Origin of the sequence: uncultured Georgenia sp. (assembly GCF_937958535.1) — a bacterium.
In the GTDB taxonomy this organism is placed as follows: domain Bacteria; phylum Actinomycetota; class Actinomycetes; order Actinomycetales; family Actinomycetaceae; genus Oceanitalea.
Map to the genome: position 1 here is coordinate 1 of NZ_CALGNQ010000262.1, position 25,517 is coordinate 25,517.

Annotated in this window: 24 protein-coding genes; 15 read left to right on the top strand and 9 right to left on the bottom strand. The window is 74.4% G+C overall.

The features are described 5' to 3' along the window. The coding region (locus tag Q0195_RS14165) for a PTS transporter subunit EIIC (RefSeq protein ID WP_299279663.1) at nucleotides 1-919 on the bottom strand (919 nt) is incomplete at its 3' end. 161 nt (nucleotides 920-1,080) lie between these two features. Here Q0195_RS14165 and Q0195_RS14170 point away from each other — a divergent pair. The 3 genes from Q0195_RS14170 (at nucleotide 1,081) to pfkB (ending at nucleotide 3,933) form a co-directional block, all read left to right on the top strand. Then, nucleotides 1,081-2,139 (top strand): zinc-dependent dehydrogenase, encoded by a 1,059-nt coding sequence (locus Q0195_RS14170; RefSeq protein ID WP_299279665.1) that lies wholly within the window; start codon nucleotides 1,081-1,083, stop codon nucleotides 2,137-2,139. 73 nt (nucleotides 2,140-2,212) lie between these two features. Further along, nucleotides 2,213-2,980, top strand: coding sequence for a DeoR/GlpR family DNA-binding transcription regulator (locus Q0195_RS14175; RefSeq protein ID WP_299279667.1), 768 nt, complete (start codon nucleotides 2,213-2,215; stop codon nucleotides 2,978-2,980). Then, nucleotides 2,977-3,933 carry a 1-phosphofructokinase gene (gene pfkB / locus Q0195_RS14180; RefSeq protein ID WP_299279669.1) on the top strand — a complete coding sequence of 319 codons (957 nt, stop codon included), beginning with the start codon at nucleotides 2,977-2,979 and terminating at the stop codon, nucleotides 3,931-3,933. The genes Q0195_RS14175 and pfkB overlap by 4 nt, the downstream gene beginning before the upstream one ends. On the opposite strand, the gene Q0195_RS14185 is transcribed toward pfkB, so the two are convergent. Continuing rightward, a complete protein-coding gene (locus Q0195_RS14185; protein ID WP_299279671.1) occupies nucleotides 3,899-4,642 on the bottom strand; it encodes a TetR/AcrR family transcriptional regulator in 744 nt (247 codons plus the stop codon). The two genes, pfkB and Q0195_RS14185, sit on opposite strands and share 35 nt — an antisense overlap. Nucleotides 4,643-4,727: 85 nt before the next feature. Here Q0195_RS14185 and Q0195_RS14190 point away from each other — a divergent pair, with 85 nt between their 5' ends. From Q0195_RS14190 to Q0195_RS14200, 3 genes are all read left to right on the top strand, one after another. After that, nucleotides 4,728-5,717 carry an ABC transporter ATP-binding protein gene (locus Q0195_RS14190; RefSeq protein ID WP_299279673.1) on the top strand — a complete coding sequence of 330 codons (990 nt, stop codon included), beginning with the start codon at nucleotides 4,728-4,730 and terminating at the stop codon, nucleotides 5,715-5,717. After that, nucleotides 5,710-6,495 (top strand): ABC transporter permease, encoded by a 786-nt coding sequence (locus Q0195_RS14195; RefSeq protein ID WP_299279675.1) that lies wholly within the window; start codon nucleotides 5,710-5,712, stop codon nucleotides 6,493-6,495. Before Q0195_RS14190 ends, Q0195_RS14195 begins: the two co-directional genes overlap by 8 nt. An 82-nt stretch (nucleotides 6,496-6,577) precedes the next feature. Further along, nucleotides 6,578-6,934, top strand: a complete 357-nt coding sequence (locus Q0195_RS14200) for a hypothetical protein (RefSeq protein WP_299279677.1) — start codon at nucleotides 6,578-6,580, stop codon at nucleotides 6,932-6,934. Nucleotides 6,935-6,940: 6 nt separating this feature from the next. Here the strand turns inward: Q0195_RS14200 and Q0195_RS14205 are convergent, their stop codons facing one another. Then, nucleotides 6,941-7,831, bottom strand: coding sequence for a TIGR01777 family oxidoreductase (locus tag Q0195_RS14205; RefSeq protein ID WP_299279679.1), 891 nt, complete (start codon nucleotides 7,829-7,831; stop codon nucleotides 6,941-6,943). Between the two features lie 54 nt (nucleotides 7,832-7,885). Beyond that, nucleotides 7,886-9,007: a tRNA 2-thiouridine(34) synthase MnmA gene (gene mnmA / locus Q0195_RS14210; protein WP_299279681.1), complete on the bottom strand. Its 1,122-nt coding sequence runs from the start codon at nucleotides 9,005-9,007 to the stop codon at nucleotides 7,886-7,888. Nucleotides 9,008-9,183: 176 nt separating this feature from the next. On the opposite strand from mnmA, the gene Q0195_RS14215 reads away from it, so the two are divergent. Next, on the top strand, nucleotides 9,184-9,846 hold the full coding sequence (locus tag Q0195_RS14215) for a hypothetical protein (protein WP_299279683.1): 663 nt from the start codon (nucleotides 9,184-9,186) through the stop codon (nucleotides 9,844-9,846). Between the two features lie 113 nt (nucleotides 9,847-9,959). On the opposite strand, the gene Q0195_RS14220 is transcribed toward Q0195_RS14215, so the two are convergent. The 5 genes from Q0195_RS14220 to Q0195_RS14240 form a co-directional block, all read right to left on the bottom strand. Then, complete coding sequence (locus Q0195_RS14220; RefSeq protein WP_299279685.1) at nucleotides 9,960-11,594, bottom strand: polyketide antibiotic transporter; 1,635 nt, start codon at nucleotides 11,592-11,594, stop codon at nucleotides 9,960-9,962. A 5-nt stretch (nucleotides 11,595-11,599) separates the two neighbouring features. Next, nucleotides 11,600-12,550, bottom strand: coding sequence for an ABC transporter ATP-binding protein (locus tag Q0195_RS14225; RefSeq protein WP_299279687.1), 951 nt, complete (start codon nucleotides 12,548-12,550; stop codon nucleotides 11,600-11,602). Further along, the gene (locus Q0195_RS14230) at nucleotides 12,547-13,215 is read right to left on the bottom strand and encodes a TetR family transcriptional regulator (RefSeq protein WP_299279689.1); all 669 of its coding nucleotides are present in this window, start codon (nucleotides 13,213-13,215) and stop codon (nucleotides 12,547-12,549) included. Before Q0195_RS14230 ends, Q0195_RS14225 begins: the two co-directional genes overlap by 4 nt. A 183-nt stretch (nucleotides 13,216-13,398) precedes the next feature. Continuing rightward, complete coding sequence (locus Q0195_RS14235; protein WP_299279691.1) at nucleotides 13,399-14,181, bottom strand: ABC transporter permease; 783 nt, start codon at nucleotides 14,179-14,181, stop codon at nucleotides 13,399-13,401. After that, nucleotides 14,178-15,128, bottom strand: coding sequence for an ABC transporter ATP-binding protein (locus tag Q0195_RS14240; RefSeq protein ID WP_299279693.1), 951 nt, complete (start codon nucleotides 15,126-15,128; stop codon nucleotides 14,178-14,180). The genes Q0195_RS14235 and Q0195_RS14240 overlap by 4 nt, the downstream gene beginning before the upstream one ends. Before the next feature lie 194 nt (nucleotides 15,129-15,322). On the opposite strand from Q0195_RS14240, the gene Q0195_RS14245 reads away from it, so the two are divergent. From Q0195_RS14245 to Q0195_RS14280, 8 genes are all read left to right on the top strand, one after another. Continuing rightward, nucleotides 15,323-16,477: a histidine kinase gene (locus Q0195_RS14245; RefSeq protein ID WP_299279695.1), complete on the top strand. Its 1,155-nt coding sequence runs from the start codon at nucleotides 15,323-15,325 to the stop codon at nucleotides 16,475-16,477. Next, complete coding sequence (locus tag Q0195_RS14250) at nucleotides 16,474-17,133, top strand: response regulator transcription factor (protein WP_299279696.1); 660 nt, start codon at nucleotides 16,474-16,476, stop codon at nucleotides 17,131-17,133. The genes Q0195_RS14245 and Q0195_RS14250 overlap by 4 nt, the downstream gene beginning before the upstream one ends. A 142-nt stretch (nucleotides 17,134-17,275) precedes the next feature. Continuing rightward, on the top strand, nucleotides 17,276-18,517 hold the full coding sequence (locus tag Q0195_RS14255; RefSeq protein ID WP_299279698.1) for a glycosyltransferase: 1,242 nt from the start codon (nucleotides 17,276-17,278) through the stop codon (nucleotides 18,515-18,517). After that, complete coding sequence (locus Q0195_RS14260) at nucleotides 18,507-19,835, top strand: glycosyltransferase family 4 protein (protein WP_299279700.1); 1,329 nt, start codon at nucleotides 18,507-18,509, stop codon at nucleotides 19,833-19,835. The genes Q0195_RS14255 and Q0195_RS14260 overlap by 11 nt, the downstream gene beginning before the upstream one ends. Beyond that, nucleotides 19,835-21,169 (top strand): glycosyltransferase family 4 protein, encoded by a 1,335-nt coding sequence (locus Q0195_RS14265; RefSeq protein WP_299279702.1) that lies wholly within the window; start codon nucleotides 19,835-19,837, stop codon nucleotides 21,167-21,169. Before Q0195_RS14260 ends, Q0195_RS14265 begins: the two co-directional genes overlap by 1 nt. Then, nucleotides 21,169-23,022 carry an ABC transporter ATP-binding protein gene (locus Q0195_RS14270; RefSeq protein WP_299279704.1) on the top strand — a complete coding sequence of 618 codons (1,854 nt, stop codon included), beginning with the start codon at nucleotides 21,169-21,171 and terminating at the stop codon, nucleotides 23,020-23,022. The genes Q0195_RS14265 and Q0195_RS14270 overlap by 1 nt, the downstream gene beginning before the upstream one ends. Next, nucleotides 23,000-24,244 carry a phosphotransferase gene (locus tag Q0195_RS14275; protein ID WP_299279706.1) on the top strand — a complete coding sequence of 415 codons (1,245 nt, stop codon included), beginning with the start codon at nucleotides 23,000-23,002 and terminating at the stop codon, nucleotides 24,242-24,244. The genes Q0195_RS14270 and Q0195_RS14275 overlap by 23 nt, the downstream gene beginning before the upstream one ends. After that, complete coding sequence (locus Q0195_RS14280) at nucleotides 24,241-25,464, top strand: phosphotransferase (protein WP_299279708.1); 1,224 nt, start codon at nucleotides 24,241-24,243, stop codon at nucleotides 25,462-25,464. Before Q0195_RS14275 ends, Q0195_RS14280 begins: the two co-directional genes overlap by 4 nt. Nucleotides 25,465-25,517 lie beyond the last annotated feature (53 nt).

The window sequence follows — 25,517 nt, forward strand, 5'->3', positions numbered from 1 at the left end:
TCATGAGCACGTAGGGGAAGTAGATCTCGTGGATGCCGCCGACGAAGTGGATGAGCGCCGCACCCGGTGCCGAGGCCTTCGCCATCCCCGTCCCGAAGGCCATGAAGGCGCACAGCAGCCCCAGGCCGGGCCCGGGGTTGGCCTCGATGAGGAAGAGGATGGACTGGCCGTTGGCCTCCGCCTGGGTGGTGCCGAGCGGGGTGAAGACGCCGTGGTTGATCGCGTTGTTGAGGAAGAGCACCTTGGCCGGCTCGACGAGGATCGAGGTCAGCGGGAGGAGGCTGTTCTCGACGAGGAAGTCGACGACGTTGCCGGCCACCCGCGAGAAGGCCTCGACGAACGGGCCCGCGGCGACGAAGCCGACGATGGCCAGGAGCATGCCCCAGATGCCGGCGGAGAAGTTGTTGACGAGCATCTCGAAGCCGGGCCGGATGCGGTCGGACCACAGGGCGTCGAGCTTCTTCATCGACCACCCGGCGAGCGGGCCCATGACCATGGCGCCGAGGAACATCGGCACCGAGGCACCGGTGACGGCGCCCATGGTGGCGATGGCGCCGACCACGCCTCCGCGGATGTTGTCGTCGTACATCATCCGGCCGCCGGTGTACCCGATGAGGATCGGCAGCAGGTAGGTGATCATCGGGCCGACGATGCCGCCGCCCTCCCCGGCGCCCCAGCCGCCGAAGGTCTCGACGAAGCCGTAGCCGTCCGCCGGCGCGCGGCCGAAGAAGCTGTCCCCGACGAGCGTGATCCAGCCCGCCTCGATGAACAGGGCGGTGATGAGCCCCCACGCGATGAAGGCCCCGATGTTGGGCAGGACCATGTTGGACAGTGCGGTACCGAGCTTCTGGACGGCGACCCGCAGGCCCCCGCGGTCGCGGCCCGCGCGCTCGGGCCTCACGTCAGTGGATGCGGTCATCTCTCCTCCTCGAGACCGGTGATGCACGTCACGCATCGGGACCCATTAAACCGCCCCACCCACGAAAAGCCAACACTTCCCAACCATTCACGTGTGGGAGTTTGTGGCTATGATGGGGTGACAGCGTCCGAAGTCACACCCGCCGACCGTTGGGAGTACCGATGAAGGCCCTGCGCTTCTACGCGCCCGAGGACGTGCGCCTCGAGGACTACCCGGAGCCGACCTGCGGCCCGGACGAGGTGAAGATCCGCGTGCGGAACTGCTCCACCTGCGGCACCGACGTCAAGATCTTCCACAACGGGCACCAGAACCTCAGCCCGCCGCGCACCATCGGGCATGAGATCGCCGGCGAGATCGTCGAGGTCGGCGCCGACGTCTCCCGCCTGTACGGCACCGACTGGCAGGTCGGCGACCGCGTCCAGGTCATCGCCGCCGTGCCGTGCGGCGAGTGCCACGAGTGTCGCAAGGGCTGGATGGCGGTGTGCCAGAACCAGACCTCGATGGGCTACCAGTACGAGGGCGGCTTCGCCGAGTACATGGTCGTCCCCCGCCAGGTGCTCAAGGTCGACGGGCTCAACCGGATCCCGGACAACGTCGGCTTCGACGAGGCCTCCGCGGCCGAGCCGCTCGCCTGCGCCATCAACGCCCAGGAGCTGCTCGGGATCGAGCCGGGCGACGTCGTCGTCGTCTTCGGGGCCGGACCGATCGGGTGCATGCACATCCGTATCGCCCGCGGCGTGCACCAGGCCGGGGAGGTCTACCTCGTCGACGTCAACGCCGAGCGGCTGGCGATGTCGGCGGAGGTGGCCCGCCCGGACGGGACCATCGACGGCTCCCAGGTGGACGTCGTGGAGAAGGTCTACGAGCTCACCGGCGGACGCGGCGCCGACGTCGTCATCACCGCCACGGCGGCCAAGGTGGCCCAGGAGCATGCGGTGGCGATGGCCGCCCGCAACGGGCGCATCTCCTTCTTCGGCGGGCTGCCGAAGACCGACCCGGTCATCGCGCTGGACTCCAACGTCGTCCACTACCGCCAGCTGCACATCCACGGCGCCAACGGCTCGGCACCGGAGCACAACAGGCGGGCGCTGGAGTACATCTCCTCCGGCCAGGTCCCGGTCAAGGACCTCATCACCCACCGCATCCCGCTCGACGACGTCCTGTCGGCCTTCGACCTCGTCCGCAGCGGCACGGCGATCAAGGTGACCGTCGAGCCCTGAGCGGCGGCCGTAGCATCAGCCCGGGCCGGCGGTCACGTCCCGCCGGCCCGGTCCGGTCACCGAGGGGAGCAGTGTGTACGCAGAGGAGCGGCAGCAGGCCATCGCCCGGCTCGTCCTGACCCGGGGGCGGGTGGCCGTCACCGAGCTGGCCGAGGAGTTCTCGGTGACCACCGAGACGGTGCGCCGCGACCTCAGCGCGCTGGAGCGCATGCGCCTGGTGCGCCGCGTCCACGGCGGGGCCGTCCCGGCGGCCTCCCTCTCGGCGATGGAGAGCCGGCTGGACGAGCGGGACGCCACCCGGGCGCGGGAGAAGGAACGGATCGCCCTGGCCGCCCTGCGCTACCTCCCCGGCGACGGCGGGACGGTGGCCATCGACGCCGGGACGACGACGGCGCGGCTGGTCAACGTCATCCCGCCCGACGCCCGGATCACCGCCTTCACCAACGGCGTCCCGATCGCCGCCCGCCTCGCCCAGGCGAGCGGGGTGGAGCTGCACCTGCTGCCGGGGCGGGTGCGCAACACCACCCAGGCGGCCGTCGGCTCGATCACGACGCAGACGCTGCACCGGGTGCGGGTGGACGTCGCCTTCCTCGGCACCAACGGCATCACCGCCGAGCACGGCTTCTCCACCCCCGACTTCGAGGAGGCGGCGGTCAAGGAGGCGCTGGTGCGCTCGGCGAGCCGCGTCGTCGTCCTCGCCGACTCGACCAAGGTGGGCCGGGACACCACCGTGAGCTTCGCCGACCTGGGCGACGTCGACGTCCTCGTCACCGACGCCGAGCCCCAGGCCGTCCCGCTGGAGACCTTCACCGCGCACGGCGTAGAGGTGGTCGTGGCATGATCCTCACCCTGACGGCCAACCCGAGCATCGACCGGACGATCACCCTCACCGGTCCCCTGGAGCGGGGCGCCGTGCTGCGCGCCGCCTCGATGACGTCCCAGGCCGGCGGCAAGGGGGTGAACATCTCGCGTGCCGCCGTCGCGGCGGGGGTCCCGACCGTGGCGGTGCTGCCCGCCGGCGCGGACGACCCGTTCGTCGCCGAGCTGAGCGCCGCCGGGATCGCGTGCCGCCCGCAGGAGCCCGCGGGGCCGGTGCGGGTCAACCTCACGATCACCGAGCCGGACGGCACGACGACGAAGATCAACAACCCCGGTGCCGCGGTCGAGCGCCGCCATCTCGACCTGCTCGCCGCGGCCGTCGTCGAGCTGGCCGCGCAGGCCACGTGGGTGGTGCTCGCCGGCTCGCTGCCGCCGGGGGCGCCCGCGGGGTGGTACGCCGAGCTCGTCGGCAGGCTGCGGGAGACCTCCGCCCGGGTGGCGGTGGACACCAGCGAGGCGCCGCTCGCCGCCCTGGCCGAGGCGCTGCCCGCCGCCGCCCCGGACCTGATGAAGCCGAACGGGGAGGAGCTCGCCACCCTCACCGGCGCCGACGCGGAGGCGCTCGAGGGCGATCCCCGGGCCGCCGCGGTCGCTGCCCAGGAGCTCACCGCCCAGGGGGTGGGAGCCGTGCTCGTCACCCTCGGCGGTGCGGGCGCCGTCCTCGTCACCGGCGAGGGCGCCTGGCACGCCCCCGCTCCGCCGACCACCGTGGTGAGCACGGTGGGAGCCGGGGACTCCAGCCTGTTCGGCTACCTGCTGGGCACCGAGCGGGGCCTGTCACTGGACCGCGCGCTCGCCCTTGCCGTCGCCTACGGCAGCGCCGCCGCGAGCCTGCCGGGCACCACCATCCCCCGCCCCGAGGACGTCGACGCCGCCGCGGTCACCCCGACTCGGCTGGACCTGGCTCGCCGCTGAGCTCGGTCAGCCCCTCCCGCACCGCCGCGGCGATGCGCCGCTGGATCTCCTCGGAGTGCAGTGCGAGCCCCTCCACGCCGTCGTCGTCCGGCGGGGTCGTGGCCGCCCGGGCGGGGTCGAGCAGGCGGCGCATCCCCGCCTGGAGCAGCCGCTGGTCCATCACCCCGGAGCCGCCCACGGTGAGCATGCCGGCCCCCTGGTCGAGCGCGGCGAGCAGGACGCCGAGCTCCTCGGCGGTCATCGGGTCCCCCTCCGCGCGCTGCTCTCGCGCGATCCCGGTGTAGGCGTCGAGCAACCGCCGCAGCCGCTTGCCGAGCTCCGGGGCGAGCGCCTCGTCGCGCGCGGCGGCCGCGATGAACTCCAGGGTGGCCAGGGAGAACCCGATCATCGAACGGGCGAACTCCTCCGGGTCCCAGTCACCGGTGACCGCGGGGGGCTGGGGCGGCTCGGGACGTCCGAACGGGTCCCAGGAGTCGGCCGCCTCGAAGGCGATCTCCATGTTGGCGTCCATGACGGCGAGGAAGAGCCCGGCCTTGCCGTCGAAGTTGGAGTAGACCGCGCCCTTGGAGAAGCCGGCCCGGCGGGCGATCTCCTCCAGGCTCGCGCCGTGGTAGCCGTCCTCCGCGAAGACCATGCGGGCGGTGAAGATCAGCGCCTCGCGGGTCTGTCGCTGCCGGTCGCGGCGGGAGATCGGGTCGGGAAGGTCCATCGCACCCCATGCTACGGCGTTGACGTACCACCGGTATCGAGATACCGTCAGTATCCGAATACCGCTGGTATCTGGAAGGACCTCGATGAAGACAGACGTTCTCCACGTCGCCGGGCTCACCCGCCGCTTCGGCAAGGTCGTGGCCAACGACGACGTCTCCCTCCGGGTGCGCCCGGGCGAGGTCGTCGGGCTGCTCGGCCACAACGGGGCGGGCAAGACCACCCTGGTGTCGCAGGTGGTCGGACTGCTGCGCCCCGACGCCGGCACGATCCGCGTCGGGGACGTGGACGCCGTGCGCAACCCCGCGGCGGCGCGCCGGCACGTGTCGCTCCAGCCGCAGGCGCAGGCCCCGATCGACGGGCTCACCCCGCGCGCGGCGATCGAGATCGCCGGGCGGATCCGCGGGCTGAGCACGCGCCAGGCCAAGGCCGCGGCGGAGGAGCTGGCCGCCGAGCTCGACATCCTGCCGTGGTTGGACAAGCAGGCCCTGCCCGAGGGCCGCGGCCTGTCCGGCGGCATCCGGCGCCTCACCGCCTTCGCGATGACCGTCGCCGCCCCCACCCCGCTGCTCGTCCTCGACGAGCCGACCAACGACATCGACGCCTCCCGCCGCCGCCTGCTGTGGACGGCGGTGCGCCGCCGGGCCGACGCGGGCGCCGGCGTCCTGCTCGTCACGCACAACGTCACCGAGGCGGAGCGGATCGTCGACGAGCTCGTCGTCCTCGACCGCGGTCGGGTCGTCGCCGCCGGCTCCCCCGCCCGGCTGCGCGGCACCCAGGACACCGACCTGCGGCTCGAGCTGCAGCTGCCACCCGACACCGGGGAGGTGACCTTCGACCCGTCGGCGCTGTCCGTGCTGCGTCAGGTCCGGGTCGGGCGGCGGGTGCTGCTCACCGTCCCGTCCCACGCAGCCGCCGGTGCCGTCGCGTGGGCGACGACGCTGCGCGAGGAGGGCCGGATCGACGGTTACTCCCTCGCCCCGGCCACCCTCGAGGACGCCTACCTCGCCCTCACCTCGCCCGACGACACCACCGAGACCACCGAGTCCCCCGCCCAGGAGCCCGCCCATGTCTGAGGTCACCACCGCCCGTCCCTCCGCCCCTGCCCCGGTACAGGTGGGCATCGGCACGTCCTTCGTCACCCTGCTGCGCTGGAACCTCGCGCAGATCGGGGCGCTGCTGCCGCTGGTCGTCGTCGTCCAGGCACTGCTCGCCGCCGGCATCATCATCGGGTTCGGCTTCATCATCCCCGACATCGACCCGGGGACCGCCCTGTTCCTCTCCACGGGCGCGCCGACGGTGCTGCTCCTGACGATCGGGCTCGTCATCGTCCCGCAGGGGGTCGCCCAGGCCCGCACCGCGGGCACGTTCAACTACATGCGGTCCCTGCCGCTGGCCCGGCCACTGTTGCTGGCCGCCGACATGACGGTGTGGCTGCTCATCGCGCTGCCCAGCGTCGCGGTGGCGGTGCTCGTCGCGGCGCTGCGCTACGACCTCGACTTCTCCTTCGACTGGCCGGTGCTCATCGCAGCCGCCGTGCTCGTCACGCTCATGGCGACGGCGGTGGGGTACGCGATCGCGGTGAGCATGGCGCCGCTGCTGGCCCAGCTCATCAGCCAGGTGCTCGTGTTCTTCGTCCTGCTCTTCTCCCCCATCACCTTCCCGGAGAGCCAGCTGCCGGCCTGGTTCCGCTCGCTGCACGACGTGCTGCCCGCGCGGCCGGGGGCGGACCTGCTGCGGGCGGGGCTGGCGTCGGACACCTTCACCGCCGGCGGCCAGGACCTGCTCGTCCTCGCGCTGTGGTGCGTACTCGGCGTGGTGGTCACGCTGCGGGCGCTCGTGCGCCGGCAGTAGGCAGCCGTGGGTCGGCGCGGCCTTGTCCACAGCTCGAGCCGGCGGTCTGTCGAAGGTCGGATGCCGGGCGTACCGTGTGTCCATGGAGAGCAGCCCGGAGGCACGTCGCCTGCGTCAGGCAACCAACGACATCGAGGCTCTGTACGACCTCATGAGCGAGACGCGAAAGCGTCTCGAGGACGTCGCCTCCACCGTCACCGAGCACTCCGCTCAGCTCGCCGCCATCGAGACGAAGCTCGTCGAGCACGACCAGCGCTTCGACAGGCTGGACCAGCGGTTCGAGGGGATCGACAAGCGGTTCAACGACATCGACCAGCGCTTCGGCCAGATCGACAAGCGGTTCAACGACATCGACCAGCGCTTCGGCCAGATCGACACCGCGATCGGCAGCGTGCGCTCCGACGTGCGGGAGATCCTCACGATCCTCCGCTCCCGGTGACGCCGCTCAGCGCAGCACCGCTGCTGCCACTGCCTCCTGCGCGGTCGGGTGGCGGAACTCGAACCCGTCCGCGAGCAGCCGGGTGGGCACCACGCGCTGGTCGGGCAGGAGGATCTCGTCCGCCGGCTCCCCCACGACGAGCCGCAGCAGCCAGTCCGGGACTCGCAGCAGGTGCGGACGACGCATGGCGCGGGCGTAGAGCCGGGTGATCTCCGCCGACGGCGCGGGCTCCGGACCGGTGAGGTTGACCGGGCCGGACAGCTCGGAGCGGGTGAGCAGGTGGACGATCGCCGCCACCTCGTCCTCCAGCGAGATCCAGGGCCACAGCTGCTGGCCGGTGCCGATCGTCGCCCCCGCACCGAGCCGGGTGGCGAGGAGCAGCGGTGACAGCGACCCTCCGTCGGCGAGCACGACGCCGGTGCGGATGTGGACCACTCGGGTGACGTCGTCGGCGCGCGCCGTCGCCGCCTCCCAGCGCGACACGACGCCGGCGAGAAAGCCCTCCCCGGCCGGCGAGTCCTCGGTGAGCAGCTCCCCGGGGCGGTGCCCGTAGTAGCCGGTGGCCGAGCCGCTCACCCAGACCCGCGGTGGGTCGTCGGCCGCGGCGATGGCGCGGGCGATGGTGCGGGTCGCAGTGACGCGGCTGAAGTAGATCTCCCGGCGGTAGGCGCGGGTCCACGGCACCCGCCCGAGGTACGCGCCCGACAGGTTGACCACCCCGTCGGCCCACTCCACCGCCACGATGGGGATGCGCCCCTCGGCGGGCTGCCACTCGTACTCCGTCGCGTCACGTGCCGGGCGGCGGACGAGGGCGCGCACCTCGTGGCCGTCCGCCTCCAGCTCTCGACGCAGCGCCGTGCCGATGAACCCGGAAGCCCCGGCGACCAGAATCCTCATGGAGGGGACGGTATCGCCGCCCGGCCCACGCTGCGCATCCACTCGCGCGGGGCGTCAGCGTGCCCCGGCGACGGCGGGCTGGGCCGCCGCGGCGCGACCGGCGCGGGTGAGCGTCGCCTGCCCGAGCACCCGGGTGCCCTCGTAGACCACGACGGACTGGCCCGGCGCCAGCCCGCGCATCGGCTCGTCGAGCCGCACCTGCAGCGTGTCGTCCTCGCGCCGGACCTGCGCTCCGGCGGGCTCGCCGTGCGCCCGCACCTGGACCTGCGCCGTCGTCCAGTCGGTGGCGGGGACGTCGTCGGCGAGCCACACGGTCTGGTCGGCGGCCAGCTCGGTGACGGAGAGCAGCTCGCTGGGCCCGACCACCACGGTGTTCGCCCGCGGGTCGACCTCGAGCACGTACCGCGGCCGCCCGTCCGGTGCGGGGCGCCCCAGCCGCAGGCCCTTGCGCTGCCCGACGGTGAAGGCGTAGGCGCCGTCGTGGGTGCCGACCTCGTTGCCCTCGTGGTCGACGACGACGCCGGGCCGGGAGCCGAGCCGCGATCGCAGGAAGCCCTGGGTGTCGCCGTCGGCGACGAAGCAGATGTCGTAGGAGTCCGGCTTGGCCGACACGCTCAGCCCCCGCGCCGCGGCCTCCGCGCGCACGGCGTCCTTCGACGGCGCGTCGCCGAGCGGGAAGTAGGAGCGCGCCAGCCGCTCGGCGCCCATGACCGCGAGCACGTAGGACTGGTCCTTGGCGAGGTCGACGGCGCGGTGGAGCTCGCGCACGCCGTCGGGCCGCTCGACGATGCGGGCGTAGTGGCCGGTGGCGACGGCGTCGAAGCCGAGCGCGACACCGCGGTCGAGGAGCGCGGAGAACTTGATGTGCTCGTTGCACCGCACGCACGGGTTGGGGGTGCGGCCGGCGGCGTACTCGGAGAGGAAGTCGGCGACGACGGTCTCCTCGAACTCCTCCGACAGGTCCCACACGTAGTACGGGATGCCGAGCACGTCGGCCGCGCGGCGGGCATCGGAGGCGTCCTCGATGGAGCAGCAGCCGCGTGAGCCGGTGCGGTGCTGGGCGCGGGAGCGCGACAGCGCCATGTGCACGCCGACGACGTCGTGCCCCGCCTCGACCGCGCGCGCGGCGGCGACGGCGGAGTCCACCCCGCCGGACAGTGCGGCCAGTATCCGCATGGCTCTCCCTCCAGTGCCCCACCAGGGTAGGCGCTGCGTGAGCAGACAGAGAAGCGGGTCGGGGGCAGTGAGTGGCGAGGAGCCCGGCGCCGCGGCTCGGTGGGTCGGGTCCGTGCGCCGCCGGACGCGGTGCCGACCGAGGTGCGCCCGCAGGCCGGCCGACGCAGCATGGGCCGGTGCGCTCCACCCGTCACACCCGCTCCTGGCACTTCGCCGGCCGGATCGCCGGGTGGGGCACCGCGGGCGGGACCCGGTTCGTCCTCGGTGCCTGGCACGACTCCCCGCTCGGTGCCTTCGCCGACGTCATGGTGGAGCGGCCCGACGGCGCACGGCTGCTGCTCGCGCCGAGTGCCGAGGTCGTCGCGTTCGTCGCGGCGACGTACCGCTTCGACGCGACCGTCGTCGTACCGGTCACCGTCACGCTGCTCGCGAGCGGACAGCCCCTCGACGGCACCCCGACCGCGGCGGGGCACCGGTGGCAGGTCGACGCGGGGCCGCTGTCCGCGCGGCTGGGCGTCGGTCGACGTCCGCCGCTCGGCTGGCTGCTGCGCGCGGTGCCGAGGCGCGTGGCCGCAGCGCCGGCACTCACGCTCGTCAGCGACCCGGTGGCCCGGGCCCTGCTGCGCGGGGTCCGCACCCGTGGCTCGGCCGGTGGCGGGCGGACCGAGCACTACGGAGCCACCGCGCTGCACCGTCTCGCCGCCGCCCGCACCAGGTGGGAGGGCACCGACCTCGGCCCGCTGCACCCCCTCGACCCGCCGGTCCGCTTCGGCTTCGGCTCGGCGCCCCACCACCCGAGCGTCACCGACCTGGTCACCACGGTGCGGGTCCCTCGCTGAGGGACTCTCGACACGTCCCAGCCCACCCGGAGGCCCGCCTCAGGTCGACGAACCCGGCCCGGCGAGTGTCGCCGGCCGGTCGGCCGAGTACACCTCAAGCCGCCCGGCTCCGCTCACGCCTCCTGGATGTCCCGCCTGCGGACCCCGAGGACGCCGGCGGCCATGAGCGCCATGGCCATCGCGCCGAGCGTGGCGAGTGGCCCGACGTCGGGGTCGACCGCCGGCTGCTGGGGAACGTGCGAGAACGGCGAGAGGTCCACGAGCCACTGGGGCAGGTCGAGGATCCCGCCGAAGTACAGGACGACGACGGACAGGACGACCAACGCCCAGGACCAGCCGGTCACCCGCGGCAACCACCCCAGGAGGACCCCCGCGACACCGATGGTCACGGCGATCGCGGGTAGGTAGGAGACCGCCGCGCTCACACTCGTGCCCACCCAGCCGAGGTCGTCCATGGAGAGCCCGGCACCCAGGCCGACCCCCAGGCCCGTGACGAGGAGGACGACCGCACCGCCGACGGTTGCCAGGACCAGCCCGGACACCATCCACCGGGCCCGGGACAGCGGGGTGGCGAGCAGCGGTCCTGCGCGACCGGCGACCTCCTCCGTGCGGAGGCGCAGGAGCACCTGGAGGGCCGGCACCGCGCAGGCGATCGCGGCGAGGGCGATGACGGTGGCGCCGAACAGCTCGGCGCCGGTGGCGTCTGCGTCGGGGAGGAACTCGGCCATGATCGGCACGTCCTCCAGGAAGGTCGAGGCCTCGGAGAGCACCGGCCCGTACATGAGCCCGAACGCGAGGAGGCCGGCCGTCCACCCGACGAGGTTCCCGCGCACGAGCCGCCAGGTGAGGCCGAACGGCCCGCCGAGCGCGGGGCCGGCCGTAGCCGGGCCGGGCCGCGTGCCCAGCACGCCGGCGCCGACGTCGCGCTGTCGGCTCAGCGGGGCCGAGACGGTGAGCAGGACGGCGGCCGTCAGCAGGGCGAGCCCGAGCGGAGCCAAGTCGTCGGCGAAGTAGGCCTCGGTGGCCTGCGCCCAGCCGATCGGGGAGAGCCAGGAGGCGGTCTCGTTGCCCACATCACCGATCGCTCGCAGCACGTAGGCGAGCGCGAGCACGAGGCCCGCACTGCTCGACGCCGTGCGCGCGTTCTCGGTCAGCTGTGCGGTCACCGCCGCGACCCCGGCGAAGACGAACCCCACGGCGGCCACGGCGGCCCCGAAGGTCAGCGAGCCCCGCCACGTCACGGTCTCGACACCGAGGGCGCCGAGGCTGCCGGCGAGCACCAACCCCAGCACGACGTCGGCACCGATGACGAGGAGGACGGCGGACGCCGCATGAGCGTGGCGGCCCACCACCGAGGAGCGGACGAGCTCGGCACGCCCACTTTCCTCCTCGGCGCGGGTGTGCCGCACCAGGGTGAGGATGCTCATCAGGGCGGCGGCGACGGCGGTCAGGACGAGCAGCTCGTGGCCCACCATGATCCCGTAGGTGTAGTCGCCGTCGCCGTAGACGGACCCGATGAGGGCCGTCGTGCCGGGGTTGTCGATCGTCAGGAGGGCGCCCAGGCGGTCCTCGGCAGTGGGGTAGATCGAGGGGAAGCTGACCGCCGAGGAGACCACCCCGAGGGTGATGCCGAGGATCCAGGCGGGCAGCCGGACCCGGTCGCGGCGGAGCGCGAACCACAGCAGTGTCCACAGCCCGGCGAACCGGGCCTCTCGCCGCCGCACCGCGGTGACGTGCGTGCTGGTCACCGAGGTCATCGCCGGGCCTCCCCGTCGCCGCGGTGGCCGCCGACAGCGGCTGCCGCGCCCTCCAGCTCGGCGACGTCCTCGCCGTAGTGGCGCATGAAGAGCTGCTCGAGGGTGGGCGGGTGGGAGACCAGCGACCGGATCCCGGCCGCGTGCAGCCGGCCGACGAGGGCGTCGAGGTGCTCGGAGTCGACGTCCAGCCGCAGTCGGTTGCCGCGGCTCTCGGTGAGGTCGTGCACGCCGGTCAGCCCGGTGAGGTCGACGGGCCGCTCGGTCACGGCGTCGACGGTGGTGCGCGTGAGGTGGCGCATCTCGGCGAGCGAGCCGGACTCCACGACGACGCCCCGTCGGATGATCGAGATCCGCTCGCAGAGCTTCTCCACCTGAGCCAGGGTGTGGCTGGAGAGCAGCACGGTGCGGCCCGCGGCGTGCTCCTCGGCGATGACATCGGCGAAGACGGCCTCCATGAGGGGGTCGAGGCCCGCCGTCGGCTCGTCGAGGATGAGGAGCTCGACGTCGGAGGCCAGGGCCGCGATGATCGCCACCTTCTGCCGGTTGCCCTTGGAGTAGGTGCGGCCCTTCTTCGTCGGGTCGAGGTCGAAGCGCTCGATGAGCGCCTCCCGCCTGCGTCGGTCGACGCCGCCGCGCAGCCGGGCGAAGAGGTCGATCGCCTCACCGCCCGTGAGGTTCGGCCACAGGGAGACGTCGCCCGGCACGTAGGCCAGGCGGTGGTGGAGCGCGACGGCGTCCTCCCAGGCGTCGCCACCCAGGACGCGGGCCGTGCCGGAGTCGGCGCGCAGGAGTCCGAGGAGGACACGGATCGTGGTGGACTTCCCGGCACCGTTCGGTCCGAGGAAGCCGTGCACCTCCCCCGGCCGGACGGTGAGGTCGACGCCGTCCAGCGCTCGGGTCGGGCCGAAGGTCTTGACGAGGTCGCGGACCTCGATGGCGGGTGTCATCGGGGCTCTCCTTGGTGCTCGGTCGGAGCGGTCGGTACCTGCGCGGCCTGGTAGGCGCGCAGGAAGCGGTCGTCGGTGAACAGCCCCTCGGTGTACAGCTCCAGCGCGGGGCCGACGGTGTCCTGGGTGAGCGCGGCAAAGGCGGCCCCGATGTCCAGGGCCTCGCCCGCGTCGGTCTGCAGCCGGTAGGCGAGCAGGAGCATGCCCAGGCCGCTGTACACCATGTACCGGGCACGTCCGCGCGGGTCCCGGCTGGGCTTGACCGTGCCGGCAGCGATTCCCGCCTCGAGGAAGTCGACCGTCATCGCGGTCATGCGCTCGACGAGCTGCCGGGCGAGGCTGCCGCCGGCGGCGAGACTCGCGACGGCATATGCGGCGGCGGGTGCGTACTCCTCGACGGCGGCGAGCTGGGCGAGCATGTGCTCCGGCCCAGCCGCCCCGACGGAGTCGTGCTTGGCGGTCGTCACCACCTGAAGGACATGCTCGTCGCACGCCTCCCGGAGACGGTCCTTGGAGCCGAAGTGGTGGAAGATCAGCGCCGGGCTCACGCCGGCGTCGGCGGCGATCGCCCGTACCCCCACCCCGAACCCGTCCCGGCCGAAGCGTGCGATGGCGGCGTCCCTGATCCGTGCCCGCGTATGAAGGTCGTCGGTCGCTGATCGCATGGTCAGTATGCTAACCAGTTGATCAGCCTGGCCGCAACGACACGCCTCGCCGTCGGCGACCGCACACTGCTCGGGTCGCTGCTGCGGACCGTGCCACACCGGCTGCCCACGGCGCCCGCGCTCACCTCCGTCACCCGCCTTGCGAGAACCGGGACGAGCGCGCACGTCCCCGGTGACGCCACCTCAGGTCCAGCGGAAGAACCTCGCCGCGAGACCACCGGCCACCAGCGCCCAGCCACCGAGCACCGCGAGGTCGACGGCCGGTGGCTGCTCCCCCGCCCAGGCGGCGGCGAGCGCCTGCGTGCCGGCGCCGTAGGGCAGGTACTCCCCGACGGTGCGCAGCGCGTCCGGGAGGTCCGCCACCGGCCCGAAACCTCCTCCGGTGGCGAGCATGACGAAGAAGACGACGAGCCCGGCCGCCAACCCTGCGTTGACGGAGGGGGCGAGCCCGGCGATGAGCGTGCCCACCCCGTACATGGCGGCGAGCACGAGTACCCCGACGACGGCGGCCCAGCCCGCCGCGGCGGGCAGCGTCACCCCGAGGACGAGCAGGCCGACCCCGAGCATGAGCCCGACGCCGAGCACCACCTGCGCCGCGGAGACGAGCATCTGGGCGGTGAGGACCATCGCCGGGTGGGCGGGGGTGACAGCGAGCCGCCGGAGGATCCCGTACCTGCGGTAGGTCGCCAGGAACGAGGGCATGTTCACCACCCCGACAAGGGCGACGACCATCGTCGTCGTCAACGGCATGACGACGCCGTCCATCACCGTGGCCCCGGTGGGCAGCACGGTGTCGACCTCTCGGCCCAGGCCGTTGACGAGGAGCAGGAGCACGGGCAGCGCCACCGGGATGACGAGCCCGGCGGTGTCCCGCGCGACCATGCGGGCCTCGGCACCCAGGAGCCGGCCCCACGCCGCGGCGGGGACCGGGCGGGCCGGGGGCAGTGTGGTTGTCGTGTCGGTCATCGTCCTGCTCCTCTCGGTTCGGCGACCGGTTCCGGCTCACCGGGCACGTGGCCGGTGAGCTCGAGGAACGCGTCGTCGAGCGTGGCGGTCGTGGTGCGGAAGTCGGTGGCGGGGACGTCGTGGCGCAGCAGCGCACCGGTCACCTCCCGGACGAGGTCGCCGTGCCCCCGGACGCGGACCACGTCCCCCTCGACCGCGACGTCGGTGACGCCCGGGAGTCCGGTGAGCAGCTCAGGGGCGAACGGGGCGTGGGCCCGGAAGCGCACGCAGTCACCTCCGGAGACGCGCCGCACGAGACCCGCCGGGGTGTCGAGGGCGACGACCCGGCCTGCGTCGATGACGGCCACCCGGTCGCTGAGCCGCTCGGCCTCCTCCATGGCGTGGGTGACGAGGAGGACGGTGACGCCCTCCTCCCGCATCTCCTGCACCACCTCCCAGATGCCGCGGCGGGCGAGTGCGTCCAGGCCCGTGCTCAGCTCGTCGAGGACGGCCAGACGCGGCCGCCCGACGAGGGCGAGGGCGATGCTCAGCCGCTGGGCCTGACCCCCGGAGAGGTGCTCGAAGCGGGTGTCACGCACCGCGCCCAGCCCCAGCCGCTCGACGAGCGCGTCCGGGTCGTGCCCCTCGTGGTAGAAGGACCGGTACAGCCGGAGGAGCTCGCGCACGGTCAGGCTGGGGTGCAGGTGGGCCTGCTGGAGCTGGACGCCCACCGCCTGCCGTACCCGGGCGCGCTCCACCCAGGGGTCGACACCGAGCACCCGTACCCGTCCGCCGTCGGGGCGGCGCAGCCCGACGGCGCACTCGACCGTCGTCGTCTTCCCCGCGCCGTTCCGGCCGAGGACCGCGAGCACCTCCCCCGGCTCCACGGTGATGCTCAGGCCGTCGACGACGTTGCGGCCCGCGTAGCTCTTGACCAGGTCGTGGATCTCGATGACCGGCACGGTCATCCCCCTTCGTCGTGGTGCCCGCGCCCGGCAGCACGCATGGCATGGGGCCGGGCGCGGGTCACCGGCCCCTCCGACCGGTGCGCACCTCACGCTAGGAACGGCCGCACCGCCACCACATCTGCCGGTCGTCACCGATGCGACCCGTGACTTCCGGCAGGTGTCCCGCGCGGCGCCGGCTCCGTAGGGTGGCCGCCATGGAGCGCGCGGGCAGGGTCCAGCTGTGGGCGGGTGCCGCCATGCTCGTCCTGTGCCTCCTCATCGGCGGGGTCGAGGGCTGGGCGGTGCTCGAGGTGGGCTCGTGGACGGCGCTGGTGCCGTGGCTCGCGGTCTACCTCGGCGCGCTCACCGGGATGGCCTTCGCGGCGCTCCGGAGCCCGCCGCCCACACCACGAGGGCGTGTGCTGCTCGTCGTCGGTGCGGTGCTGCCCACGAGTGCCCTCGTCCTGCTCTCGCCCAGCGAGGGCGGGCTCGTCTACATCCTCCTCGTCCTCGGGGCCGCGCTCGCCGCGGAGCACCTGGGCACCCGCGGCATCGTCGCCGTCGTGCTGTGGAACGCCGGGGTGGTCGTCGCCGCCGGAGCGGGGCTCGGGCCGCTGCGCGATGGGCCCGTCTCACCGCGGTGGCTCCTCGTGTCCGTCGTGCTCTACACGCTCCTCCAGGCGGCGAGCGCCGCGATGGCGTGGAGCCTGCAGCGGGTGGCGACCGCCCTGCAGGACCTGTCCGTCGCCCACGTCGAGCTGCGCAGCACGAGCGCCCTGCTCGCCGAGTCCAGCCAGGCGGAGGAACGCCTGCGCATCTCCCGCGAGCTGCACGACGTCCTCGGCCACCAGCTCACCGTGCTCTCCGTGGAGCTCGAGGTCGCCTCCCACCGGGCCGAGGGACCGGCGCGCGAGCACGTGCTGCGCGCCCGCGGCCTGGCCCGGGAGCTGCTCGCCGATGTCCGCTCCGTCGTCGGGACGGAACGGCAGCGCAGCTTCGACCTGTCCGGCGCCCTGGCCCGGGTGACCGAGGAGATCCCCCACCCGCGGGTGCACCTCGACGTCGCGCCCGGGCTCGCCCCGGACGACCGGCACGCCGCGACTCTCGTCCGTGCGGTGCAGGAGATCGCGACGAACACCATCCGGCACGCGCGCGCCGAGAACCTGTGGATCAGCCTGGTGGAGGCCGACGGCGTCCTGTGCCTGGACGCCCGTGACGACGGCGTCGGCGCGCCGCAGCCGGTCCTCGGCAACGGCCTGAACGGGCTCACCGAGCGGACCGCGGCCCTCGGCGGCACGGTCGAGCTCGACGGCGCCGCCGGCTTCCGGGTGCGCGTGCGGCTCCCCCTGGCCGCGGGGGTGCCCGCGTGATCCGCGTGGTCATCGCCGACGACCAGACGCTCATGCGGCAGGGGCTGGAGAGCCTGCTCGCGCTGAGCGGCGAGGTCGCCGTCGTCGGGCACGCCGCCGACGGCGACGAGGCGCTCGTCCGGGTCACGCAGGAGCGGCCCGACGTCCTCCTCCTCGACCTGCGCATGCCGGGCCGTGACGGCATCGCCACGCTCGAGGAGCTGCGGAAGCGCGGCAGCGAGGTGCCGGTGCTCGTCCTCACCACCTTCGACGACGACGAGCTCGTCCTGCGCGCGCTGCGGGCCGGAGCCCGTGGCTACCTCCTCAAGGACGTGAGCCTCGACGAGCTCGTCGGTGCGATCCGCACGCTCGCCACCGGCGGGACGCTGGTCCAGCCGGCGCTCACCGACCGACTGCTGCGCGGCCTGGGCGCGGCGCCCGTCCCGGACGACTTCACCCACCTGCCCGCACCCGAGCCGCTCACGCCGCGGGAGACGGAGGTCCTGCGGCTGCTCGCCAGCGGTTTCACCAACCGGGAGATCGCCCAGGCGCTCTTCCTCGCCGAGGGCACGGTGAAGAACCACATCTCCACGGTGTTGGCCAAGCTCGGCGTCAAGGACCGCACCCGCGCCGTGCTGCGCGCGCTGCACCTCGGCCTGCTCTCGGCCGCGTCCTGACGTCGCCGAGGTGAACGGTCGCCGTCCGCCACCTTGATGAGAGGTGTCTCATCTGCTCATCACGGACGTTTCACCTACAGGCGATGAACTCACTGGCATGCCGCGGACCCACCGGGGTCGCTCGCCAGAAGGGGGACATCGCATGACCATGACAGCCCAGCCGACCGTCCGGTCGGTCGCCGGCCACGGGGACGACGTCCCCTGGGCGGGGTCCGGGTGGAGCGACGGCAGACGGCTGCGGGTGGCGCTGTACTCCCACGACGCGCTGGGCCTGGGCCACGTGCGCCGCAACCTCGCCATCGCCCGGGCGCTGACCACGCTCGACCCCGCGCCCGACGTCCTGCTGCTCACCGGCGCCCCGGAGGCGGTGACCGTCCACCGTCCCGCGCACGTCGACCTCGTCTCGCTGCCCGCGCTGAGCAAGGACGCCGACGGGGTGTACTCCGCGCGGCACCTGTCCGTGGACGAGCCGCACATCCGGCACATGCGCCGCAGCATCCTCACCGCCGCCCTGTGCTCCTTCCTGCCCGACGTCCTCATCGTCGACAAGCACCCGCGCGGCTTCCACGGCGAGCTCGAACCGGCGCTGGAGGAGCTGCGGGCCGCCGGCACCCGGATCGTCCTCGGCCTGCGCGACGTCCTGGACGACGCCGTCACCTCCCGGCGGGAGTGGGCGGCCGACCGCTCCACCCAGGCGCTGCGCCGCTGGTACGACCAGGTGTGGGTGTACGGCGACCGCGCCGTCCACGACCTCGCCGCCGAGCTCGGGCTCTCCCCCACCCGCACCGTCCACACCGGGTACCTCGCCGCCGGGCGCGGACCGGTCACCCCGGTGACCGAGGTCGAGGAGCCCTACGTCCTCGCCATGGTCGGCGGCGGCGCCGACGGCGCCGAGCTCGCCGAGACCTTCGTCCGCACGACGATGCCCGCCGGCCACCACGGCGTCCTCGTCACCGGGCCGCAGATGCCCGCCGAGGACGTGCGCCGGGTCGCCGACATCGCCGCGCACCGCCCCGACCTCACCGTCCGCACCTACGTCGACGACGCCGAGGCCCTCATCGCCCGCTCCTCCGCCGTGGTCGCGATGGGCGGGTACAACACCGTGTGCGAGGCGCTGGCCCTCGACGCCCGGCTGCTCGTCGTTCCCCGCGTGCGGCCCCGCCGCGAGCAGCTGGTCCGCGCCGAGCTGCTCACCGCCGCCGGCAAGCTCGACCACCTCCTCCCCGACGAGCTCACCCCCACCGTGCTGGAGGCCTGGCTCGACTCCGCGGTCCACGGCCCGCGTCCCGCGGGCGGCACCGCCGTCGACCTCGACGGCCTGGCCCGCCTGCCGCGCCTGCTCGCCGGCCTCGTCACCACGAAGGAGAAGACCGATGTCGCCTGAGCGGATCGGCTACGTGCTGAAGATGTACCCCCGGTTCTCCGAGACGTTCATCGTCTCCGAGCTGCTCGGCCGGGAGGCACGCGGCGCCGACATCGAGGTGTTCTCGCTGCGCCCGCCGGTGGACCCCCGCTTCCACAGCGCCCTCGCCGATGTGCGCGCCCCCGTCACCTACGTCCCCCGGGCGCGCAAGACCGAGGAGCTGTGGAACGCCCTGCGCCAGGCCGAGCCGGAGCTGCCGCTGCTCCACCGCGCGCTGCCCGAGCTGCTCGCGGCCGACGCCTCCGACGCCGGCCAGGCCCTCGAGCTCGCCGTGCTGGTCGTGCGCCGCGGCATCACCCACCTGCACGCCCACTTCGCCTCGCTGGCGACGACGGTGGCCCGGCTCGCCTCGCTGCTCACCGGGGTGCCGTACTCCTTCACCGCGCACGCCAAGGACATCTTCCACAGCTCGGTCGACCCGCGGGACCTGGCCCGCAAGATCGCCGACGCGCACCATGTCGTGACGATCAGCGACTACAACGAGCGCTACCTGCGCAGTACCTACCCCGACGCCGTCGCCCGCACCCGGCTGCACCGCATCTACAACGGCCTGGACCTGGACGCCTTCCGCTTCACCGCCCCGTCGGCGCAGGAGACCGGCGAGGTGGACGTCGTCGCCGTGGGCCGGCTCGTGGAGAAGAAGGGCTTCGACGTGCTCGTCGACGCGATCGCCCACCTGCGCGACGCCGGCCGGCCGGTGCGCACCCGCATCGTCGGCGGCGGGGAGAAGGAGGCCGAGCTGCGGGCCCAGGTCGCCCGGCTCGGGCTGGAGGACCTCGTCGAGCTCACCGGCCCGCTCCCCCAGCACGAGGTGCGCGCCCAGGTCGACTCGGCGACCGTCTTCGCCGCGCCGTGTGTCGTCGGCTCCGACGGCAACGCCGACGGGCTGCCCACGGTCCTGCTCGAGGCGATGGCACTCGGCACCCCGTGCGTGTCCACCGACGTCACCGGCATCACGGAGGCGATCCGCCACGAGGAGACCGGCCTGGAGGTGGCCCAGCACGACCCGGTCGGCCTCGCCGCGGCCGTCGTGCGGCTGCTCGACGACCACGCGCTGCGCACGCGGCTGGCCCGCGCCGCCCGCGACCTCGTCGAGCGCGAGTTCGACACCCGCCGCCAGGTCGCCGCCCTCGAGGCCGCCACCCGCACCCCCGCTCCGCGCCCCCGCCCCCAGCACCCCCACCCAGGCACCCACAGCCCACTCCCCACCCACAGCCCACTCCCCACCCACAGCGCACGCGCCACCAGCGCGAGCCGCCACCTCGAGGAGGTGCGCTGATGCACATCGCCTACGTCTGCGCCGACCCCGGCATCCCCGTCTTCGGCACGAAGGGCGCCTCCGTCCACGTCCAGGAGGTCGTCCGTGTCCTCCTCGAGGCCGGGCACACCGTCGAGCTGTTCTGCCGCCGCACCGACGGCGAGCCGTGGCCCGCCGCAGCCGCCGCCCGCGCCGCGGGCCGGCTCGTCGTCCATGAGCTCGGCCGGATCAGGGGCACGGACGTCGCCGACCGCGAGCGCCGCGCGATGGCCGCCGACGCCGAGCTGCGGCAGGTGATGGAGACCGCCGGACCGTTCGACGCCGTCTACGAGCGCTACTCCCTGTGGAGCACCGCGGGCACCGGCTACGCCCGCGACCACCAGGTGCCGGCGATCCTCGAGGTCAACGCCCCGCTGCCCGAGGAGCAGGCCCGCCACCGCGGCCTGGTGCACGCCGCCGAGGCCCACGCCGTGATCCGGCGAGCAGCCGCCGCCGCGAGCGCCGTCGTCTGCGTCTCGCAGCCCGTCGCCGACTGGGTCCGGGCCGAGCTCGCCGCCGGCACCGGCACCACCGCCGGCACCGCCCACCCGTCGGTCGTCGTCGAGTCCAACGGCGTGGACGTCACCCGCGTCGTCCCCGCCCCGCCCGCCGCACCGGCGCAGCGGCCGTTCACGGTCGGCTTCGTCGGGACGCTCAAGCCGTGGCACGGCACCGAGACGCTGCTGGAGGCGCACGCCCTGCTGCGTCGCGCGGTGCCCGACGCGCGCCTCCTCCTCGTCGGGGACGGCCCCCAGGCGGCGGCCCTGCGTGCGCAGGCCGAGGCGCTCGGCATCGCGGACGCGGTGGAGATGACCGGGGCCGTCGCCCCCGTCGACGTCCCGGGCCACCTGCACCGGATGGACGTCGCGACCGCGCCCTACCCCGCCGTCGGCGAGGGCTACTTCTCCCCGCTCAAGGTCTACGAGTACATGGCCGCCGGCCTGCCCGTCGTCGCCTCCGCCGTCGGGCAGCTGCCACGTGTGGTGGACCACCGGCGCACCGGCTTCCTCGTCCCCGGCTCCGACCCGGCCGCCCTGGCCGAGGCGCTCCGGGAGCTCGCCGCCGACCGTCGCCTGCGCGCGCGGGTCGGTGCTGCGGCACGGGAGCACGTCGTGGCGGGCCACACCTGGACCCACGTCGTCGCGCGGTCCCTGGCGGCAGCGGGCATGCTGCTGAGCGTGCCGCCCGTCGCCGCCGGCGAGAGCTCGGCTCTCGGTGACAGCTCGGCACTCGCCGAGGCGGGGGCGGCCGGCGGCTCGGCCGCCGGCGGGACGTGGGCCTGGGGCGCGGGGACGGGGAAGGGGGCGGTGGCCTGATGGCGAAGCAGCAGCCGGCGGCCGACCTCAGGGCCGTCCTGCCCTCGCTGCGGCGGATCTGGAGCTTCCTGCGACCCCACCTGCGGCCGCACCGCAGGATCGTCGTCGGCGGCTTCCTCGCGCTCTTCGCCGAGGTCGCCTTCCGGCTGCTCCAGCCCTGGCCGCTGAGCTTCGTCATCGACGCCGTCGTCGCCCCCGGCGCGGCGCAGGACCCGGGCATCGTCCGGGTGCTCGTCCTGTGCGCCGTGGGTGTCGTCGCGGTCGCCGGGCTGCGGGCGCTGGCCTCCTACCTCATGACGGTGCTCTTCGCCCTCGCCGGTACGCGGGCGATGACGTCGGTGCGGGCCCAGGTCTACGCCCACGTCCTGCGCCTGTCGCTGCGCTTCCACACCTCGACCCGCGGCGGCGACCTCATCACCCGCCTCATCGCCGACGTCGGGCGCCTGCGCGACGTCGCCACGACCGCGGCGATGCCGCTCCTGGGCAACGTCTTCACGCTCGTGGCGATGCTCGTCGTCATGTTCGTCCTCGACTGGCGCCTCGCGCTCGTCGTCCTGGCGGCCTTCCCCTTCTTCGCGATGTCCTCCTCGCGGTCCACCCGCAAGATCACCTCCGCCTCCCGCGTGCAGCGGCGGCGGGAGGGTGACCTCGCCGGTGCGGCCGGGGAGTCCCTCGGCGCGATCAAGGTGGTCCAGGCGTACTCGCTGGCCGACCGGCTCGAGCAGACCTTCGCCGCCTCGAACAACCAGGAGCTCAAGGAGGGCGTCAAGGCCACCCGGCTCTCCGCGGCGCTGGAGCGCAAGACCGACGTCCTCGTCGGTGTCGCCACCGGCGCGGTGCTCCTCGTCGGCGGCTGGTCCGTCGTGCGCGGCCACCTGTCGCCCGGTGAGCTCGTCGTGTTCATCCAGTACCTCAAGGGTGCGTTCAAGCCGATGCGCGACCTGGCCAAGTACACCGGCCGCATCGCCAAGGCCGCCGCCTCCGGCGAGCGGATCCTCGACCTCATGCACACCGAGCAGGACGTCACCGACTCCGCCAAGGCGTACACCATCAAGCGCCTCGCCGGGGAGATCCGCCTGGAGAACGTCACCGCCTCCTACACCGGCACCGACCGGGCGCTCGCCGACGTCTCGCTGCGCATCCTGCCCGGCCGCAAGGTCGCCGTCGTCGGCCACTCCGGCTCGGGCAAGTCGACGCTCGCCTCCCTGCTGCTGCGGCTGCAGGACCCGGTCCGCGGCGCGGTGAGGATCGACGGCCATGACCTGCGCGACGTCACCCTGGAGTCGCTGCGCTCGCACATCGCCGTCGTCCTGCAGGAGTCGGTGCTCTTCCAGGGCACCGTCGCGGAGAACATCGAGATGGGCCGCCCCGGCGCCACCGAGGAGGAGATCGAGGCCGCCGCCCGCGCCGCCAACGCCCACGAGTTCATCACCCGGCTCCCCGACGGCTACCGCACGATGGTCGGCGAGCGCGGCGACACGCTCTCCGGGGGGCAGCGCCAGCGCATCGCCATCGCCCGCGCCATCCTGCGCGACGCGTCGGTCATCATCCTCGACGAGGCCACCACCGGCCTGGACCCGAAGAACTCCGCCGAGGTCCTCCAGGCCATCGACCGGCTCGCCGAGGGACGGACCACCGTCGTCATCACCCACACCTTGGCCGACGCGCTGAGCTGCGACGAGGTCGTCGTCCTGGACCGCGGGCGCGTGGTCGAGCAGGGCCGGCCCGAGGACCTGCTCGCCCGGGCCGGGTCGCGGCTCACCCTGCTCGACCCGGAACGGCACCGCCGACTCGTCGCCGTCCCGGACCCCGACGACCCGGAGGAGACCCGTGACCGCCGTCGTACCGGCTGACCACCGCCTCGCCGCGGCCGACCCGGCCCTGCCGGGGCTGCGCGCGGTACTCGACCCGCTGCCGCTGGTGCGGCGGCTCGCCCCGGGCTGGGGCGCCGCCGACGCGCAGGTCCGCTACCTGCGGTACAAGCCGGGCACCTCGCTCGTCGCCGGGCTCCTCCTCACCCACGACGACGGCGCCACCTCCTTCGCGCAGGCCCTCGCCCTGCGTCCGGACGCGCGGGACAAGCTCGCCAAGGTGGAGCGGGCCGGCGCGGGCGACGACGTCGGCCGCGGCGCCGCGCTCGACGGGGCGCTCGGCGTCGCGCTCACCGACGTCACCGCCGACCGTCACCTGCCCGGCGTACGGCGGGTGCTCCGGCACCCCGACGACACGGTGACCCCGCTCGTCTACAAGCCCGGCCGCCGCTGGGTGGCCCGCCGGGACCGCGCCGGGAGCCCGCCCGCCCTGGTCAAGGTGCACCGCCCGGGCATCCTCCCGGGTCTGCGCGCCGGCTACCAGGCCGTCGTCGGGCTGCCGGTGCCACCGGTGACCCGGGTGCACCGTCACCGCGGTGTCGTCGTCACCGCGTGGGTGCCCGGGACGTCCCTCGACCGACTCACCGGACCGGCGACCGAGGACCTGTGGGCCCGCGCCGGTGAGCTGCTCGCCCGTGTGCACCGCCGCCCGCCCCTGGCCGACCTGACCCGGGTGGACCGGGCGGCGAGCCTGGCCGCCGCGGTCGCCGGCGTGCGGGCGGTCCTGCCCGAGGTCGCGGCCGACGCCCGCACGACCGCCGAGCGGGTGCGCGCCGGCCTGGGTGAGGATGCCGCGCTGACCGTCGTGCACGGGGACTTCTCCGCCGACCAGGTGGTGGTGCGCCCGGACCTGGCCGGCGCCGCCGGCGCCGCGGCCCCGGCCGATCCCGCCCGAGCCGACCAACCCCCGGTGACGCTCGTCGACCTGGACCGGGTGTCCGTCGACGACCCTGCGGCCGACCTCGCCTCCTGGTACGGCGCGCTCATCTCCGTCGGCGCGCCCCCGGCCGAGCCGCGCGACGTGCTGGGCCCGCTGCTCGCCGGGTACCGCGTGGCCGGCGGCCCCGCCGACCTCACGCGCCTGCGGCTCCACTGCGCCGCGGCCGTCCTGCAGCGCAGCGCCGAGCCGTTCCGCCGCCACCTGCCCGACTGGCCTGCCCGGGTGGCCCACCTCGTCGGCGTCGCGAAGGATCTGACCGCATGACCGCCCGTCCCGACGCGACCACCCCCCGTCCCCCGTGGCGTCCCGTGTCCGACGCCTCCCCCACCCCCGCCGCGCCGGCGCCCCGCTCGCGGCGTGCGGCCCGCCGGTCCCTGCGCCGCATGCCCGACGTCGTCTTCGACGGCCCCCACCGCTACCGGCTCGTCCGGGCCTGGCCGCGGGGCGTGGCGCACGCCCTCGGGGAGCTCGCGGACGACGACGGCACCACCGTCGCGGCGCAGTGGTTCGCCGACCCGGCCGAGCTGGCGCGGGCGGCCCGCCGGACACCGGCCCCCGCCCGGGTGGCCGGCGACGTCCTGCTCCAGCCCGACGGCGCCGACACCCGGCTGCCCGCCCTGTCCGAGGTCCTCCGCGAGGACGGCGCCCAGTTGGTCGCCCACCGCCCCGGCCGCCGCGCCGTCGTACGGGTCTGCGACCCCGACGGCGCCGTGCGGGAGTACGCCAAGGTGGTCCGGCCGAGCCGGGCCGCCGACCTGGTCCGCCGCGGGGACCTCGTCGCCTCGCTGCTCGCCGGCGCGGTCCCGGTGCCGCGGCTGCGTGACGGCTCGGCCGTGTCCCGGGGGGTGCTGCGCTGGAGTGTCGTGCCGGGGCGCACCCTGCACGACCTCGGCGCCGACGGCGGGTGGACGCCGGCGGCGTCCCGCGCGGCCTGGCAGGCCGCCGGACGCGCGGTGGCCCGTCTCCACGCCGCCCCCGCCGAGCAGGTCGACCCGCGGCACACCGCCGCCGACGAGCTCGACGCCCTCGCCGACTGGCTGCACCCGGCCGTGGCCCACGGGCTGCTGGACGGCGAGCTGGTCGCCCGCGCCGGGGAGCGGGTGACGGCGGAGCTGGAGTCCGGTGCCGGGGAGCGGGTGCTCGGGGTGCTCCACCGCGACCTGCACGACAAGCAGCTGCTCCTCGACGACGGGACGGTCGGGATGATCGACGTCGACACCCTCGCCGTCGGGGAGCGTGCCCTGGACGTGGCCAACCTCCTCGTCCACCTCGAGCTGCGCCAGGCCCAGGGCCTGCTCACCGCGGAGCTCGCCGCCGCGGCCCGCGACGGCTTCCGCTCCGGGCTCGCCGGACCCGACCTGCCCGCCGAGCGGGTCGCCGCCTACGCCCGGGCCACCCGGCTGCGCCTCGCGGGCGTCTACGCCTTCCGTCCCCGCTGGCGCGCCGTCGCCGGCGCCCTCCTCGAACGCGCCGCCCGGGGCTGAGCCGCGGCCCGCCCGGCCCGGTCAGCGCAGGTGACCGAGGAGATGAGCGGTGA